This window comes from Mycobacterium sp. ML4 (assembly GCF_054515735.1).
Map to the genome: position 1 here is coordinate 69,427 of NZ_JBTNSY010000017.1, position 14,771 is coordinate 84,197.

Sequence of the window (14,771 nt, forward strand, 5' to 3'; positions counted from 1 at the left end):
CTCAGCAGGCTGCCGCGAGGAAAGAACATGGTTGGACTGTACCGGAGAACGTCGCGCCATCGCTGTGCTCGACCTCCTCACGGACGATGTCTTGGAGATTGTAACTTCCTCACGACGAGAATAGTATTCTCTTGATCGGGTGTTTGGGAAGCACATCGGCGAGAGTGGCACCCATCGGCGCGGAAGGGGATTGCGTGCAGCTGACTTTCGACGCCGATGTCGAGGCATTTCGCGCAGCATTCGTCGCGTTTCTCGACGAGCACCTGCCCGATGAGGCTCAGGGCGTCCTACGCCCGCGGTCGTGCTCGCATGTGCCGGGTTGGGCGGCCCGCTGGCAGCGCTTGCTGTTCGACACCGGGTGGTCGCTGCCGGGAAACCCGCCCGAATTCGGTGGCCGCAATGCGACCTTGTTGCAGCAGTACGTGCATGCCGACGAGATGGCGCGGCGGCGGATCTACCGCAGTTTCAATCCGCAGGGCGTCGGGATCATCGCGGCGTCCCTGTTGTCCTTCGGAACCCCCGAACAGCAGCAGCATTGGGCGGTGCCGATCCTTCGCGCGGAAATCACTGCGTCGCTGGGCATGAGCGAACCCGGAGCCGGTTCGGATCTGGCGTCTCTGAAGACACGGGCAGTGCGGGACGGCGATGACTTCGTGGTGAACGGACAGAAGGTGTGGACGTCGGGGGCGCACGACGCCGACGTGCTGCTGACTTTCGTGCGCACCAACCCCGATGTCCCAAAACACAAGGGCATCAGTGCGTTGCTGATTCCGACCGACACACCGGGCGTGGTCCGTCGGCCGTTCGCCTCGGTGTGCGACCACGACGACATCGAATTCAACGAGGTGTTCTTCACCGACGCGCGGGTGCCCGCCGAGAATCTGGTGGGCGACCTCGACGGTGGTTGGCGCGTGGCGACCGGCGCGCTCGGGCACGAGCGCGCCATGCTCTGGCTGGACTACGCCAACCTATTGGACCAGCAGACAACGGATTTCACGCCGACCGGAGCATTGCAGCGAGATCGCTACGCCACACTGGTGATGGATGCCTGGGCGATGCGGCTGCTCGGCTCGGTGACCCTGGCCAAAGCGGCGCGCGGTGAAGAGGACGTGCCCGGCCAGTCGGTGCTGAAGCTGCTCGGCTCGGAGGCGGTCCAGCGCGCTTCCGAAGACGCGTTGAACGTCAAGGGCGCCGAGGGCCTGGTTCATCCGGCGATGACCGCACCGTTCGCGCCGCTGAACCTGGACGCCCACTACGGCAGCTGGTTCGACCGGTATGCCCGCAGCTTCGCCGGCACCATCGCCGGCGGTACGTCAGAGATCCAGCGCAACATCATCGCCGAGCGGGTGCTCGGGATGCCGCGCAATTAGGCTGCGCCAGTGCGAATTTCACGACGCTGCGACGGCGGGTCGCGTCGCAGGATTCACACTCGGCGCCTAGAGGTGGACAAGCCGGGGCGCCGAGCCCACGGCACGTAGGTGCGCTCCCGCTTCGCGCGTCAACTCCTCTGTGCTGCCGAGCAATCCGTCGAGCACCAGCACCCGCTTTACGTGGCGATGCAGTCGATGCTCGGCGGTGAAGCCGATGCCACCGAGCACCTGCTGGCAGTGCCGGGCGGCGGTCAGTGCCGCCTGGCCGGCCGCGGCCTTGGCCAGTAGACAGACCAGCTCATCGGGCTGATCGGTGGCGGCCTGCAGCGTGGCCTCGGCGCCCTCGATGGCGACCAGCGTCTCGGCAAGCCGGTGGCGCACCGCTTGGAAAGAGGCGATGGGCCTGCCGAATTGGACGCGGTCCAGTGCGTGCCGGCGGGCCAGCGACAGCATGGCCCGGCTGGTGCCGGCCAGCCACCAGCCCAGCGCTTGCCGGCCAGTGCCGAGCGGCAAGGGATCCCCGGCCGCGGTCCGGTGGATGGGGAGTTCGTCGTCGAGTGTCGAAGCTGCTGAGTTGGTGCGCTCCCAGATCACCCAGGCACCGCCCGCATACGGCAGGGGCACCGTAGAGCCGCCGACCCGCCCGGCGGCTCGCAGCACCACGTCGTTGAGCACCGGTGCGTGCGCGCCGGTCTCACCGAGTAACCGGAATACCAAAGGGATTGCAGTCGAAGGTATTTCGTCGAGCATGTCGAGCCAGCCGAGATCGGCCAGCGCGGCGTCCAGCGTGGCGCCACTAGCGGCCGTCATCGCGGTCCGCAACGAGTCGGCCAGCAGCGTCAGCTCCGGGTCCATGTCACTCCTTGCCCAGATCTAGCAACCGACGGGCGATGATGTTGCGCTGGATCTCCGCGGTGCCGCCGTAGATGGTCGCCGCCCGCGAATAGAGGTACTCGGGGCGCCAGGCGGTGTCGTCGAGTTCGAGCGTGCCGGGGAGCAGGTCGCGGACCGTGTCGTAGAGCCGTTGTTCGGCGGCGGCCAACAGCACCTTGTCGATGGATGTGTCCGGGCCGAGCCGCGCCCCGTCGGCCAGCCGGTGCGCAGTGGCGCGGGATCGGCAACGTAGCGTGTGCAACGCGAGATAGGCTGCCCCTAAAGCGGACTCGTCCGGGTCGGTTGTCTCGGCGATCAGCGCGTCGAATCTCGAGTACAGGTAGGCGATGCGCTGCCAGAAACAGGTCGACCGTTCATACGGCAACAGGTCCATCGCCAGCCGCCAACCGTCACCCGGCTTGCCCAGCATGCGGCTGGACGGGATCACCACATCGTCGTAGTACACCTCGCAGAACTCGTCGACGCCGTGCATGGTGCGCAGCGGGCGGACGGTGATGCCCGGCGTGTCCAAGTCGACGAAGAACGCGGTGATACCGCTATGGCCCGGCGCGGTGCGGGTGAGCAGGACGCACCGGGTGCAGAACTGCGCGAAACTGGTCCAGACCTTCTGCCCGTTGACGATCCAGTTGTCGCCGTCCGGGACCGCCCGGGTCGATAAGGACGCCAGATCGCTGCCGGAGCCCGGCTCGGAGAACCCCTGGCACCACCGCTCGCGGCCGCTGAGCAGCCGCGGCACCATCTCGGCGGCGAGTTCGCTTGGCGCGTAATCGATCATCGTGGGTGCCAGTACCTCCACCATCGAGTAGGGGCCCGGTTCGGCCAGCCTCCGGCCCACCACTTCCTCGCCGACGATCGCGCGCAGCAGGGCGGGCCCGCCCAGGCCGCCGACTTCGGTGGGCCAGCCGTAGCGCATCCAACCGGCTTGGTAGAGCGCTTCGCTGACGCGGGCGAACTGGCGCATGTGGCCCGCTAGCGAATGGTCGGGCCCCGGAGTCAGGTCGTGCTCGTCGAGCCACGCGCACAGTCCCGTCCGGAACTGCTCGACCTTCACGGAGAGGGGCGGCCCACCGCGTGCGGTCGCCCCGAGTCGTGGGCGCCGCTGCGCCGAATGAAGGTCATGGCGCGGGTTTTCAGCCGCCATCCGTCGGCGGTACGCAGGTAGGTGTCGCGGTAGTAGCCGATGCGCATGTCGTGGGCCGAGTGTTCGATGAAGCACAGCGGTTGGGTCCCGGTGGCCGAGTCACCGTCCAGTTCAACCAGAGAGGTGCCGGTCATGAACAGGCCCTTGGGTGCGGCGGCGACCAGCTCCGGGAACCGGTCCAGGGTGTAGGTGTCGCCGAACGCGCTGTAGGTGCCATCCGGCGTGAACACACCGATCAGTCCCTCGATGTCGCCCTGGGTGATGGTCACGGCGTACCGGGCCAGCAACTGCTGGATCTCCACCAGGTCGTCAGTTCTGGTTGGCATAAACCTTGCCGCCTTTCATGACGAAGCTGACGTTGCGGGTTACGGTGATGTCCTGCAACGGATTTCCGGGCACCGCAATCACATCGGCGAGCATGCCCTCGGCCAGGCGGCCCAGGTCGGTCGAGTTGATCAGCTCCGCGGCGGTCGTGGTCGCCGCACGCAACGCCGCCAGCGGCGGCAAACCCCAGTCCACCAGGGTGACGAGCTCGTCGGCGTTGCGCCCGTGCGGTATCGCCGGCGCGTCGGTTCCGAGGGCGATCTTCACCCCGGCCTGGTAGGCGGCCAGTATCGAGGTGCGCGACTTCGGGAACATCTCGGCGGCCTTGGCCTGCAGTTCGGGCGGGGCGTGAGAGACGTCCATGCCCTCGGCCAGTCGCCGGGTGCTCACCAGGAAGGTGCCGTTCTCGACCATCAGGGCGATGGCTTCGTCGTCGATCAGGAATCCGTGCTCGATGCAGTCGATGCCGGCGGCCACCGCGTGCTTGACCGCATCGGCGCCGTGCGTGTGTGCGGCCACCCGCAGGCCGCGCCGGTTCGCCTCGTCGACGATCGCGCGTAGCTCTTCATCCGAATAGTGCTGTGCGCCGGGTGGTCCCGTCAGCGACATGACGCCGCCGGAGCAGCAGACCTTGATCAGCTGGGCGCCGTGCTTGATCTGGTAGCGCACCGCCCGGCGGACCTCGTCGACGCCGTTGGCGATGCCCTCCTCGATCGTCAGGTCCAGCACGTGCGGCGCGAAGGCCGCGAACATCGTCGGGTCCAGGTGTCCGCCGGTGGGTGTGATGGCATGTCCGGCAGGCACAATGCGGGGCCCCTCGATCCAGCCCGCGTCGATGGCCTTGCCCAGCGCCACATCGAGCAGATAGCCGCCGGTCTTGATGAACAGACCCAGGTTTCGCACGGTGGTGAACCCGGCGCGCAGCGTGCGCCGGGCATTGCCGACCGCGCGCAGCACCCGGGTCGGCGGGTCGTCCTGCACCTGGGACAGTCCCGGCTTCTCGCCGCGGCCGCCCATCAGCAGGTTGACCTCCATGTCCATCAACCCGGGCAACAGGATCTGCTCGCCCAGGTCGATCAGCTCGCCCTGGGGCTCACCTCCGATGCCGACGATCCGGTCGCCGTCGATCCGCACGACGCCCGGCGAGACGATCTCGCCGGCATCGACATCGAGTAGCCCGGCCGCCTTGAGCGTCAACACGCTTCAGATCACCGGTTCCCTGATGCACTCCACCCAGGCGGCGCCGCTGTCGGGCACCCTCGGCTGCTTCCACGCCTCGATCGGGAAGGACACCATCACCAGCGACTGCATCAAATGCATCAGCGTGCGTGCGTCCTCGGGTAGATCGTCCAGTGGGTACCTGTCACAGTAGGCGATGACGTCGTTCAGGCGCGGGAACGCAACGTCGTAGAACTGCTGCATCTGGCCCATCGTGGAGGCCAGCCGCTTGGCGTAGCGCTCTGGCTCGGTGGCCAGATCCCAATCCAGATACGGTTCCAGGTCGGCGAATTCAGACGGTAACTTTGCCATTGTTGCGGCTCTCCTTTGCGAAGTCGGCGACGTAGTCGCCGGTCACCTTGTGCAGATGGCGCAGCAGGATCTCCTGGTCGCACAACGGGAAGTCGTTGACCACCTTGGTGCCGATCATGGTCTGCGTCGCTTCCAGGGTGTTGGCGTCCTGCAGCGCGTACTCCTTGAACGTCACCGCGGCCAGCTCATGAGCCAGGCGCTCCCGGGCATTTCGCGGCGGGACGAAATATAGCGTGCACTCGAAGATGTGTTTGTCGACCGCGGTCGGCCAGTAGTGGTAGGTGAGGAACCAACCCGGCTCCCAGATCAGCAGCATGAAATTCGGGTAGAAGTGCCAGGAGTCAACACCCCACTGCTTGACCTTTTTCGGGTTGACACCCGGTGGAAGCGTGTCGAGATTCGCCATGACTTCCGGCTTGTCCCAGGGACCGAACAGCCCACTGCGCAGCACCTGGTCCATCGGCTTCACCATGCTCATATCGGCCGGCGGTGCCTGGCCGCCCCAGGTGGAGATCATCCCGTGTGGGCTGGCCAGCTCGTAGTGCAGCGCCTCGAAGCCGTACTTCATGATCTTGGCGGCTTCTTCTTTGGTGTACTGCCCCTGGTGCAACACCGGCGCGTGGTAGAACTCGGCGAATGCGTCGATGAACAGCTTCCAGTTGCTGCCGACTTCGGCTCGGTAGGAATAGGTTTCGGTCATCTGGTGGAAGGGGTAACCCTCGATGCCCTTGCCCAACGAGCCCAGGTAGTCGACGAGCGGCCGGGCGTTGCGGTCGAGGTTGATGAAGATGAAGCCTTCCCACACCTCGCAGCGCACCGGCACCAGCCCGTAGTCGCCCTTGTCGAGGTCGAAGAACTCGTCCTCCTGTTGGACGTAGGTCAGATCGCCGTCGAGACTGTAGCGCCAGGCGTGGTACTTGCAGGTGAACTGCCGGCAGGTGCCGGACGTCTCCTCGTTCGGAAAGTCGTTCCACACCAGCTTGTTTCCGCGGTGCCGGCAGACGTTGTGGAACGCTTTGACCGAGCCGTCCCGGGTCTTGACGACGATCACCGACATCCCTTTGCCGGCCGATGGCAGCTCCTTGGTGAAGTAGCTGCCGGTGCGCGGCAGACGCTCGACGCGGCCCACGTTGAGCCAGGTCCGCTTGAAGATCGCCTCGCGCTCGGCTTCGAAGAACGCGGGATCGATGGAGTCGGTGTAGTCGACCGGGGCGGTCCCTAACTCGGGGTAGTTCTGCGTCCAGCTCCCGGCGGCTGGCTTGGGGAAGTGGGCCACTGTTAGCTCTCCTCGTCAAGTTCGGTGTGTGTCTCGAGCTGAACGCCAAAAGTGTTCAGGGCCATGGCCAGCATGATGTAGGAGCCGACCGTGAAGACGTAGTCCATGCGCTGACGGTCGTCGAAGCGGGTACCGAGCCTGGTCCAGGTCTCGTCGGACAGTTGGGATTTCTCGTCGAGCTCGTCGACACCGGTGAGCGCCGCGCGCTCGAACTCGTCGAAGGCGCCGTCACCCCGGCGGACCGCGTCGATCTCGGCATCGGTGATGCCCTCTCGCTTGGCGAGGTCGACATGGTGGGTCCACTCGTATGCGCACTCGCGGCGGTGCGCGACGCGCAGGATGGCCAGTTCGCGGACCCGTGGCGGCAGGGTGGACGAGAACAAGAGGTGGACGTTGAACCGAAGGAACGCCTTGGTCAGTACCGGGTGGTTGACCAACGTCGCCAAGACGTTGGAGGCGTCGCGCGGATTGCGGCGCTCCGGGGGGAGCATGACGGCCAGCGCACCGTCGACGGCTTCGTCCCACTGGTCGGCGGGCAGTGGGGCTAAACGCATCGGTTCGATCCTTCTCACGTGCGTCCTCTCACTGAGAGAGAATTATATTCTCATTTCCAACCAACAGACTTGCATGTATCGGTCGGCGGGTCAATGCTGGCCCGACGGGTGCCCGGCAGCGGGCACGTGACCGCGGCACAAAGCGGTCGTCGGCGGTCCGGGCGGCTATGCTGGATGTTGATTCTCGCTTCGCGAGAAGATAGTTTTCAACATATAGAGAGCTCGGCGCAGGTGGGCTCTGCTCTGCGGCTTGGAGCCCGCTCTGGGCACCCGATCAGTGGATCAGACGAGAAGGGAATACCCGTGAACAAAGAGGACATGATCCTGATCAGCGTGGACGATCACACCGTCGAGCCGCCGAACATGTTCAAGAACCATCTCCCGTCCAAGTACCTGGACGACGCGCCGCGTCTGGTGCACAACCCGGACGGCTCGGACATGTGGAAGTTCCGCGACACCGTGATCCCGAACGTGGCGCTCAACGCGGTGGCAGGCCGGCCCAAGGAGGAGTACGGGATCGAGCCCACCGGTCTGGACGAGATCCGGCCCGGCTGTTACAACGTCGACGAACGCGTCAAGGACATGAATGCCGGCGGGATCCTGGCCTCGATCTGCTTCCCCTCCTTCCCGGGTTTCGCCGGACGCCTGTTCGCCACCGACGACCACGATTTCTCGATCGCGCTGGTGCAGGCGTACAACGACTGGCACATCGACGAGTGGTGTGGCGCCTACCCGGCGCGGTTCATCCCGATGGCGATCCCGGTGATCTGGGATGCCGAGGCATGCGCCGCAGAAGTGCGCCGGGTCGCCAAGAAGGGCGTGCACGCGCTGACCTTCACCGAGAACCCGGCCGCGATGGGCTACCCGAGCTTCCACAACGACTACTGGAATCCACTGTGGAAAGCGTTGTGCGACACCGACACCGTGATGAACGTGCACATCGGCTCCTCGGGCCGGCTGGCGATCACCGCGCCCGACGCGCCGATGGACGTGATGATCACCCTGCAGCCGATGAACATCGTGCAGGCCGCAGCTGACCTGCTGTGGTCGCGGCCGATCAAGGAGTACCCGGACCTCAAGGTCGCGCTGTCGGAGGGCGGCACCGGGTGGATTCCCTACTTCCTCGAGCGGGCCGACCGGACCTACGAGATGCACTCGACCTGGACACACCAGAACTTCGGTGGGAAGCTGCCGTCCGAGATCTTCCGCGAGCACTTCCTCACCTGCTTCATCAGCGACAAGGTCGGTGTGGCGCTGCGCAACATGATCGGCATCGACAACATCTGCTGGGAGGCCGACTACCCGCACAGCGACTCCATGTGGCCCGGCGCGCCCGAAGAGTTGTGGGACGTGTTGTCGCTCAACAACGTGCCCGACGACGAGATCCACAAGATCACCCACCAGAACGCAATGCGTTGGTACTCGTTCGACCCGTTCACCCACATCACGCCTGAGCAGGCGACGGTCGGCGCGCTGCGCAAGGCCGCCGAAGGCCATGACGTGTCCATCCGGCCGTCGAGCCATCACAAGGACACCCGGGCTGGTTCGTCGTTCGCCGAATTCGCGGCCAACGCGAAATCTCTCACCGGCAACACGGACTGAGGTTCCACCGGCGAGCAGACGCAAAAGCCCCCAAATCCGGTGATTGTAGGGCGCTTTTGCGGCTGCTCGCGCAATGAAAGGTGCGGGCGCATGGAATTCGAGCTCACCGATGATCAGGAGCTCATCCGGCGGTCGGTCGCCGAGCTGGCGGCCAAGTTCGACGACCACTACTGGATGGAAAAAGATCAGGCACACGAGTTTCCTACCGAGTTCTACCGCGCCATCGCCGACGGCGGCTGGCTGGGGATGACGATTCCCGCCGAGTACGGCGGCCACGGCCTGGGTATCACCGAGGCCACGATTCTGCTCGAAGAGGTCGCCAAGTCCGGCGGCGCCATGAACGCGGCGAGCTCCATCCACCTGACGATCTTCGGCATGCAACCGGTGGTGGTGCACGGCTCCGACGAGCTCAAGGCGCGCACCCTGCCCAAGGTGGCGACTGGGGAGGTCCATGTCTGCTTCGGCGTCACCGAACCCGGCGCCGGGCTTGACACGTCACGCATCACCACGTTCGCCAAGCGCACCGGCGATCACTACATCGTCAACGGCCGAAAAGTCTGGATTTCCAAGGCAATGGAGTCCGACAAGATACTGCTGCTGACCCGGACGCAGGGCTATGACGAAGTCTCCAAAAAGACCGACGGCATGACCCTGTTTCTCACCGACCTCGACCGCAGCCGGATCGACGTCCGGCCGATCAACAAGATGGGCCGAAACGCCGTGAGCTCCAGCGAGCTGTTCATCGACAACCTCGAAATCCCGATCGAAGACCGGGTCGGGGAGGAAGGCAAGGGCTTTCAGTACATCCTCGACGGACTGAACCCGGAGCGGATGCTGATCGCGGCCGAGGCGCTGGGCATCGGCAGGGTGGCACTGGACAAGGCGGTGAAGTACGCCAACGAGCGCGAGGTGTTCGGCCGGCCGATCGGAATGAACCAGGGCATCGCGTTCCCCCTGGCGGATTCACTGGCCCGCCTCGACGCCGCCGAACTGATGCTCCGCAAGGCGACATGGCTGTATGACAGCGGCAAACCCTGTGGGCGCGAGGCGAATACCGCCAAATACCTGTGCGCCGACGCCGGATTCGCCGCCGCCGACCGGGCGCTGCAGACCCATGGGGGCATGGGATACGCGGAGGAGTATCACATCACGCGCTACTTCCGCGAGGCAAGGCTGATGAAGATCGCGCCGATCAGCCAGGAGATGATCCTGAACTTCCTCGGCACACATGCGCTGAAGCTGCCCAGGAGCTACTGACGTACCTTAATAGCCATCGAACGTGAACTGATGGCGAGTTTTTCGCGTTTTCTCCGCCGCGGATGCACGTTCGGCGATTGAGAGGCGGAGCGAGGCATGCGCGAAACAGTCATCGTCGAGGCGGTGCGCACGGCGGTCGGCAAGCGCAACGGCGGACTGTCCGGTGTGCACCCCGCCGACCTTTCTGCCGTCGTCCTCAACGAGCTGATGGAGCGCGCCGGCGTCAGCCCTGAGCTCGTCGACGACGTGATCTGGGGTTGCGTCAGCCAGGTTGGCGATCAGTCCGCCAACATCGGCCGCTACGCCGTGCTGGCCGCCGGCTGGCCGGAGAGCATCCCGGGGACCACCGTCAATCGCGCGTGCGGATCCAGCCAGCAGGCCCTCGACTTCGCGGTCCAGGCCGTGATGTCGGGCCAGCAGGATGTGGTGGTGGCCGGCGGGGTCGAAGTCATGAGCAGGGTGCCGCTCGGCGCGGCCCGGGCGACCGGCATGCCCTACGGCCCGAAAGTCCTTGCGCGCTATGACGATTTCTCATTCAATCAGGGAATCAGTGCGGAGCTGATCGCCAAGAAGTGGGGGCTGTCGCGCACGGCGCTCGACGAATACTCGGCCCGGTCCCATGAGCTGGCCGCCGCCGCGCAGGACAGCCGCGCTTTCGTCGAGCAGATCGTGCCGGTGTTCTGCGACGACGGTTCGGTAGTACACCAGGACGAGGGTGTGCGGCGCGGGACGACGGTCGAGAAACTCGCCGGACTGAAACCGGCCTTCGTCGACGATGGCGTGATCCACGCGGGCAACTCGTCGCAGATCTCTGACGGCGCGGCCGCGTTGTTGGTGACGACGTCGGAGCTCGCCCTGGAGTTGGGTCTGACGCCGATCGTGCGTTACCGGGCCGGCGCGGTCGCCGGTGCCGACCCGGTGCTGATGCTGACCGGCCCGATTCCGGCGACCGAGAAAGTGCTGGTCAAGTCCGGCGTCCGGATCGACGAGGTGGGCGTCTTCGAAGTGAACGAGGCGTTCGCGCCGGTACCGCTGGCCTGGCTCGCCGAGACCGGCGCCGACCCGCAGCGAATGAATCCGTTGGGCGGCGCGATCGCGTTGGGCCATCCGCTGGGTGCGTCCGGTGCGGTGCTGATGACGCGGATGGTGCATCACATGCGCGCCAACGGCATTCGTTTCGGGCTGCAGACCATGTGCGAAGGCGGCGGCACCGCCAACGCCACCCTGGTGGAGTTGGTGGGCTGACGCGCACCGCGATCCAACCCTTGCCACGTCCGGCCCAACCAACCTACTGCGTATTGACTAGGTCGATTACCACGACGGTTCGACGAGGAATTTGGTGCCAGAAGTCGCGCTGTGGGGCACCAGCTGGCCGATTGAACTCGACGACAGCGTGGGGCGAGTCCAGCACTGGCGCTGCGGCGTCGCACCCGCCGGTGCCGCCTGTTGAGACGTTACGCAGCGGCCTGATGGCCTGCCCGTCGGTCGCCGCCCGATCTGCCTCCCGCCTGAGACGCCGCCCCGCGGCATTGCGGTGCGCTATGCCGTGTGGAAATGTAATACTCATCAGTGAGAGGCACATTCTCGCCTGTCGAGATTCTAACGGAGCGTGACATGGTGGATGACTTCACCGAGATGGATTTCTTCCGTGACCGCCGGCTCGTCGAGGATCCCTACCCGTACTACGAGGCGCTGCGGCAGCGGTGCCCGGTCACCCGCGAGCCGCACCACGACGTCGCGATGGTGACCGGTTGGGACGAGGCCTGCGCCGTACTGAACGACGCGCAGACCTTCTCCTCGTGCATCTCGGTGACCGGTCCGTTCCCGGGCTTCCCGGTGTCGCTAACCGGCCGAACCGACATCACCGAGCTGATCGAGCAGCACCGTGACGAGTTGCCCTTCAGCGACCAGCTGCCCACGCTGGACCCACCCACCCATACCAATCACCGTTCGTTGTTGATGCGGCTTATCACCCCGAAGCGCCTCAAGGAGAACGAGGACGCCATGTGGGTGCTGGCCGACCAGGTGCTCGACGGGTTCCTGGCGCCGGGCGAGGGCGAGTTCATCAAGGGCTTCGCCGGCCCGTTCACGCTACTGGTGATCGCCGACCTGCTGGGCGTGCCGATGGAAGACCGCGACTCCTTCGTCAAAGGCATCCGCCGGCACTCGGGCGGTGGCGTCGGGAGCACCGGCAAGGAGGCGCTGGCACACAGCCCGCTGGAATTCCTCTATGGCCTGTTCTCCGACTATGTCCGGGATCGCCGCCGGGAACCCCGTGATGACGTGCTGACCGGCCTGGCGACCGCCACCTACCCTGACGGCTCGGTGCCGGAGATCCAGGACGTGGCCCGCGTTGCCAGCAACGTCTTCTCAGCGGGGCAGGAGACCACCGTGCGGCTGCTGGGCGCGGCGCTGCAGTTCCTGGCCGAGCGGGCCGACATCCAGCGGCAATTGCGCCGGGATCGCAGTCTGATTCCCAACTTCATCGAGGAGGCGCTGCGCGTCGAGAGTCCGGTCAAAGGTGATTTCCGCCTGAACCGCGTCCCCGTCAACGTCGGCGGTGTGGACCTGCCGGCCGGCACCACCCTGATGATCCTGCAAGCCGCCGCCAACCGCGACCCGCGTCGCTTCGACGATCCCGCCACATTCGACCCGGCCCGCAAGAACGCCCGCCAGCATCTGTCTTTCGGGCGCGGCATTCACAGCTGCCCCGGCGCCCCGCTGGCGCGGGCCGAAACCCGGGTCGCTCTGGAACGCCTGCTGGACCGAACCTCCGACATCCGGCTCGACGAGAGGGAGCACGGTCCGGCGAATGATCGCCGCTATCAATATGTTCCGACCTACATTCTGCGTGGGCTGACCGAGTTGCATCTGGAGTTCACGCCGGCATGAGGGTGTGGGTCGACGACGGCACGTGCCGGGGCCACGGCATGTGCCTGACGCTGTGCCCGGAAGTGTTCAGCCTGACCGACGACGGCTATGCCGAGGCGATCACCACGGAAGTCCCAATGGCATTCGAGGCGGCTACCCGCGAGGCTATCGAGTGCTGCCCGGAGCAGGCGATCAAAGAGCGCTGACCGGATCAGCCCGGCAGGCCGTCGACGCCGGCATTGCCCTGGGCGCCGTGTTGGCCGGAACGACCAGGTAGGCCGCCTGGGACGCCCCCACCGCCCGTGCCGCCCTGACCCGGAGTTCCACCATCCCCACCAGCGCGTGCGAATCCGCCCGCGCCGGAGGCTCCCGAATGCCCGAACAAGCCACCGGCGCCACCGGCAGCACCGTTGCCGCCGTCACCGCCGTCGCCGCCGTCGCCGCCGTCGCCGCCTGTGCCGCCGCTGCCGCCGACGCCCTGCGCGGAGTTGAACCCGAATCCGCCGTTGCCTCCTGTCCCGCCTCGTCCGCCGGTGTCGCCTGCGCCGCCGGCACCGGCGTCTCCGCCGGCGCCGCCCGCTCCGCCGTCGCCGATCAGCAGACCGCCACGACCGCCGACACCGCCAGCTCCGCCGTTACCGCCATGTCCGCCTGCGGCACCGACACCACCGGCGCCGCCAGTCCCCCCTGCGCCTCCCATTCCCATGAATGTGCTGGTGGAACTGCCTTCCCCACCTGTGCCGCCGGTACCGCCCGAGGCGCCCGTGCCGCCTGGTCCACCGGTGCCGCCCGGGCCTCCTACACCGGCAAAGAGGGCGTTACCACCGGTGCCTCCCGGGCCGCCCGAGGCGCCGGCGCCGCCGGCACCGCCGGCGCCACCCGGACCGCCGATGGTGCCTCTGAAGGGCGGCACATTGACGAAGTTGGACGATGCGGTCCCGCCGGTTCCTCCTGTCCCGCCTGGGGCGCCATAGCCGCCGTCGCCGCCTACTCCGCCGGCGCCGCCCATCACCGCGCTGGTGAAGCCCGTCGCGCCGCCGGCGCCGCCGGTACCCCCGTTGCCGCCGGGCTCACCGACGGTCGCCGTGCTGACTCCATGGGCACCGGGTCCGCCGGGGTTGCCGTTGCCTGCGCTGTTGTTCGCACCCGGGGTGCCTGCTTGCGCTGCCGGACCTGCCGGCAGCGGGGTGGGGTTGACGCCGGCGGCGCCGGTCGCCCCCAGCCCTCCGTTGCCGCCAGCGCCTCCCTGCCCCCAGAAGACCGCAGGTCCGCCGGTGCCGCCGCTGCCGCCGTTGCCGCCTGCAACGGCGGCGTTGCCGCCGGACCCCCCGGCGCCGCCATTGCCATAGAGCAACCCGCCCGCTCCGCCGTTGCCGCCGTTTGCCCCTGGCGCGCCCAGCCCGCCGCTGCCGCCGTTGCCGAGTAGTCCGGCGGCGCCGCCGTGCCCACCGCCGGGATGCGTTGAGCCGCCGGAGCCACCGTTGCCGCCGTTGCCGAACAACAGACCGCCAGGACCACCGTTCGCGCCGGTCCCCGCCGCACCATCGGTGCCGTTGCCGATCAGTGGGCGGCCCAACAGCGCCTGGGTGGGTGCGTTGATGACGTTCAGCAATTGCTCGAGCGGTGATGCATTGGCGGCTTCGGCGGCGGCGTAAGACTGCGCGCAGGAACTGAGGGTTTCGGTGAATCGCTCGCCGAAGAACGCCATCCGCCCCGCGAGTACTTGATACGCCTGGGCGTGCGCGGCGAAGACACCTGCGATCGCGGTCGATACCTCGTCTGCGGCCGCGGCCGCCAGCGCCGTGGTTGGAACAGCTGCGGCCGCGTTACCGACCCTCAGTGTGTTGGCGATGCCGTCCAAATCTGCTGCTGCGGAGGCAAATAAGTCTGGTTCGGCGACAACGAACGACATGATGCCCCCCGTTAGAGCTTGGATTGCGCAGGGTCATCCC

Annotated in this window: 14 protein-coding genes; 6 read left to right on the top strand and 8 right to left on the bottom strand. The window is 66.6% G+C overall.

Going from position 1 to position 14,771, the window contains the following annotated elements; genetic code table 11:
* Positions 1-194: 194 nt before the first annotated feature.
* Entirely contained in the window at positions 195-1,370 is a 1,176-nt protein-coding gene (locus ACX9NE_RS19615) for an acyl-CoA dehydrogenase family protein (RefSeq protein WP_459363401.1), read from the top strand.
* 66 nt (positions 1,371-1,436) lie between these two features.
* Here the strand turns inward: ACX9NE_RS19615 and ACX9NE_RS19620 are convergent, their stop codons facing one another.
* The 7 genes from ACX9NE_RS19620 to ACX9NE_RS19650 are packed head-to-tail and all read right to left on the bottom strand — an operon-like array spanning position 1,437 to position 7,089.
* Positions 1,437-2,225 (bottom strand): acyl-CoA dehydrogenase family protein, encoded by a 789-nt coding sequence (locus tag ACX9NE_RS19620; protein ID WP_459363402.1) that lies wholly within the window; start codon positions 2,223-2,225, stop codon positions 1,437-1,439.
* A 1-nt stretch (position 2,226) separates the two neighbouring features.
* Positions 2,227-3,315, bottom strand: coding sequence for an acyl-CoA dehydrogenase family protein (locus ACX9NE_RS19625; protein WP_459363403.1), 1,089 nt, complete (start codon positions 3,313-3,315; stop codon positions 2,227-2,229).
* Complete coding sequence (locus ACX9NE_RS19630) at positions 3,312-3,731, bottom strand: nuclear transport factor 2 family protein (RefSeq protein ID WP_459363404.1); 420 nt, start codon at positions 3,729-3,731, stop codon at positions 3,312-3,314. Before ACX9NE_RS19630 ends, ACX9NE_RS19625 begins: the two co-directional genes overlap by 4 nt.
* On the bottom strand, positions 3,715-4,929 hold the full coding sequence (locus ACX9NE_RS19635; RefSeq protein ID WP_459363405.1) for a metal-dependent hydrolase family protein: 1,215 nt from the start codon (positions 4,927-4,929) through the stop codon (positions 3,715-3,717). Before ACX9NE_RS19635 ends, ACX9NE_RS19630 begins: the two co-directional genes overlap by 17 nt.
* Before the next feature lie 3 nt (positions 4,930-4,932).
* Complete coding sequence (locus ACX9NE_RS19640; protein ID WP_459363406.1) at positions 4,933-5,259, bottom strand: hypothetical protein; 327 nt, start codon at positions 5,257-5,259, stop codon at positions 4,933-4,935.
* Positions 5,240-6,535, bottom strand: a complete 1,296-nt coding sequence (locus tag ACX9NE_RS19645; RefSeq protein WP_459363407.1) for an aromatic ring-hydroxylating oxygenase subunit alpha — start codon at positions 6,533-6,535, stop codon at positions 5,240-5,242. The genes ACX9NE_RS19640 and ACX9NE_RS19645 overlap by 20 nt, the downstream gene beginning before the upstream one ends.
* A 2-nt stretch (positions 6,536-6,537) precedes the next feature.
* Positions 6,538-7,089: a carboxymuconolactone decarboxylase family protein gene (locus ACX9NE_RS19650; RefSeq protein WP_459363408.1), complete on the bottom strand. Its 552-nt coding sequence runs from the start codon at positions 7,087-7,089 to the stop codon at positions 6,538-6,540.
* Positions 7,090-7,392: 303 nt separating this feature from the next.
* On the opposite strand from ACX9NE_RS19650, the gene ACX9NE_RS19655 reads away from it, so the two are divergent.
* The 5 genes from ACX9NE_RS19655 to ACX9NE_RS19675 all read left to right on the top strand — a co-directional run bounded on the left by ACX9NE_RS19655 (position 7,393) and on the right by ACX9NE_RS19675 (position 13,025).
* A complete protein-coding gene (locus tag ACX9NE_RS19655) occupies positions 7,393-8,691 on the top strand; it encodes an amidohydrolase family protein (RefSeq protein ID WP_459363409.1) in 1,299 nt (432 codons plus the stop codon).
* Between the two features lie 90 nt (positions 8,692-8,781).
* The gene (locus ACX9NE_RS19660; protein WP_459363410.1) at positions 8,782-9,948 is read left to right on the top strand and encodes an acyl-CoA dehydrogenase family protein; all 1,167 of its coding nucleotides are present in this window, start codon (positions 8,782-8,784) and stop codon (positions 9,946-9,948) included.
* 96 nt (positions 9,949-10,044) lie between these two features.
* Entirely contained in the window at positions 10,045-11,193 is a 1,149-nt protein-coding gene (locus tag ACX9NE_RS19665) for a thiolase family protein (RefSeq protein ID WP_459363411.1), read from the top strand.
* A gap of 369 nt (positions 11,194-11,562) precedes the next feature.
* On the top strand, positions 11,563-12,840 hold the full coding sequence (locus ACX9NE_RS19670; protein WP_459370750.1) for a cytochrome P450: 1,278 nt from the start codon (positions 11,563-11,565) through the stop codon (positions 12,838-12,840).
* Complete coding sequence (locus tag ACX9NE_RS19675; RefSeq protein ID WP_459363412.1) at positions 12,837-13,025, top strand: ferredoxin; 189 nt, start codon at positions 12,837-12,839, stop codon at positions 13,023-13,025. The genes ACX9NE_RS19670 and ACX9NE_RS19675 overlap by 4 nt, the downstream gene beginning before the upstream one ends.
* A 5-nt stretch (positions 13,026-13,030) precedes the next feature.
* Here the strand turns inward: ACX9NE_RS19675 and ACX9NE_RS19680 are convergent, their stop codons facing one another.
* Positions 13,031-14,731, bottom strand: a complete 1,701-nt coding sequence (locus ACX9NE_RS19680) for a PE family protein (protein ID WP_459363413.1) — start codon at positions 14,729-14,731, stop codon at positions 13,031-13,033.
* Positions 14,732-14,771: the final 40 nt, after the last annotated feature.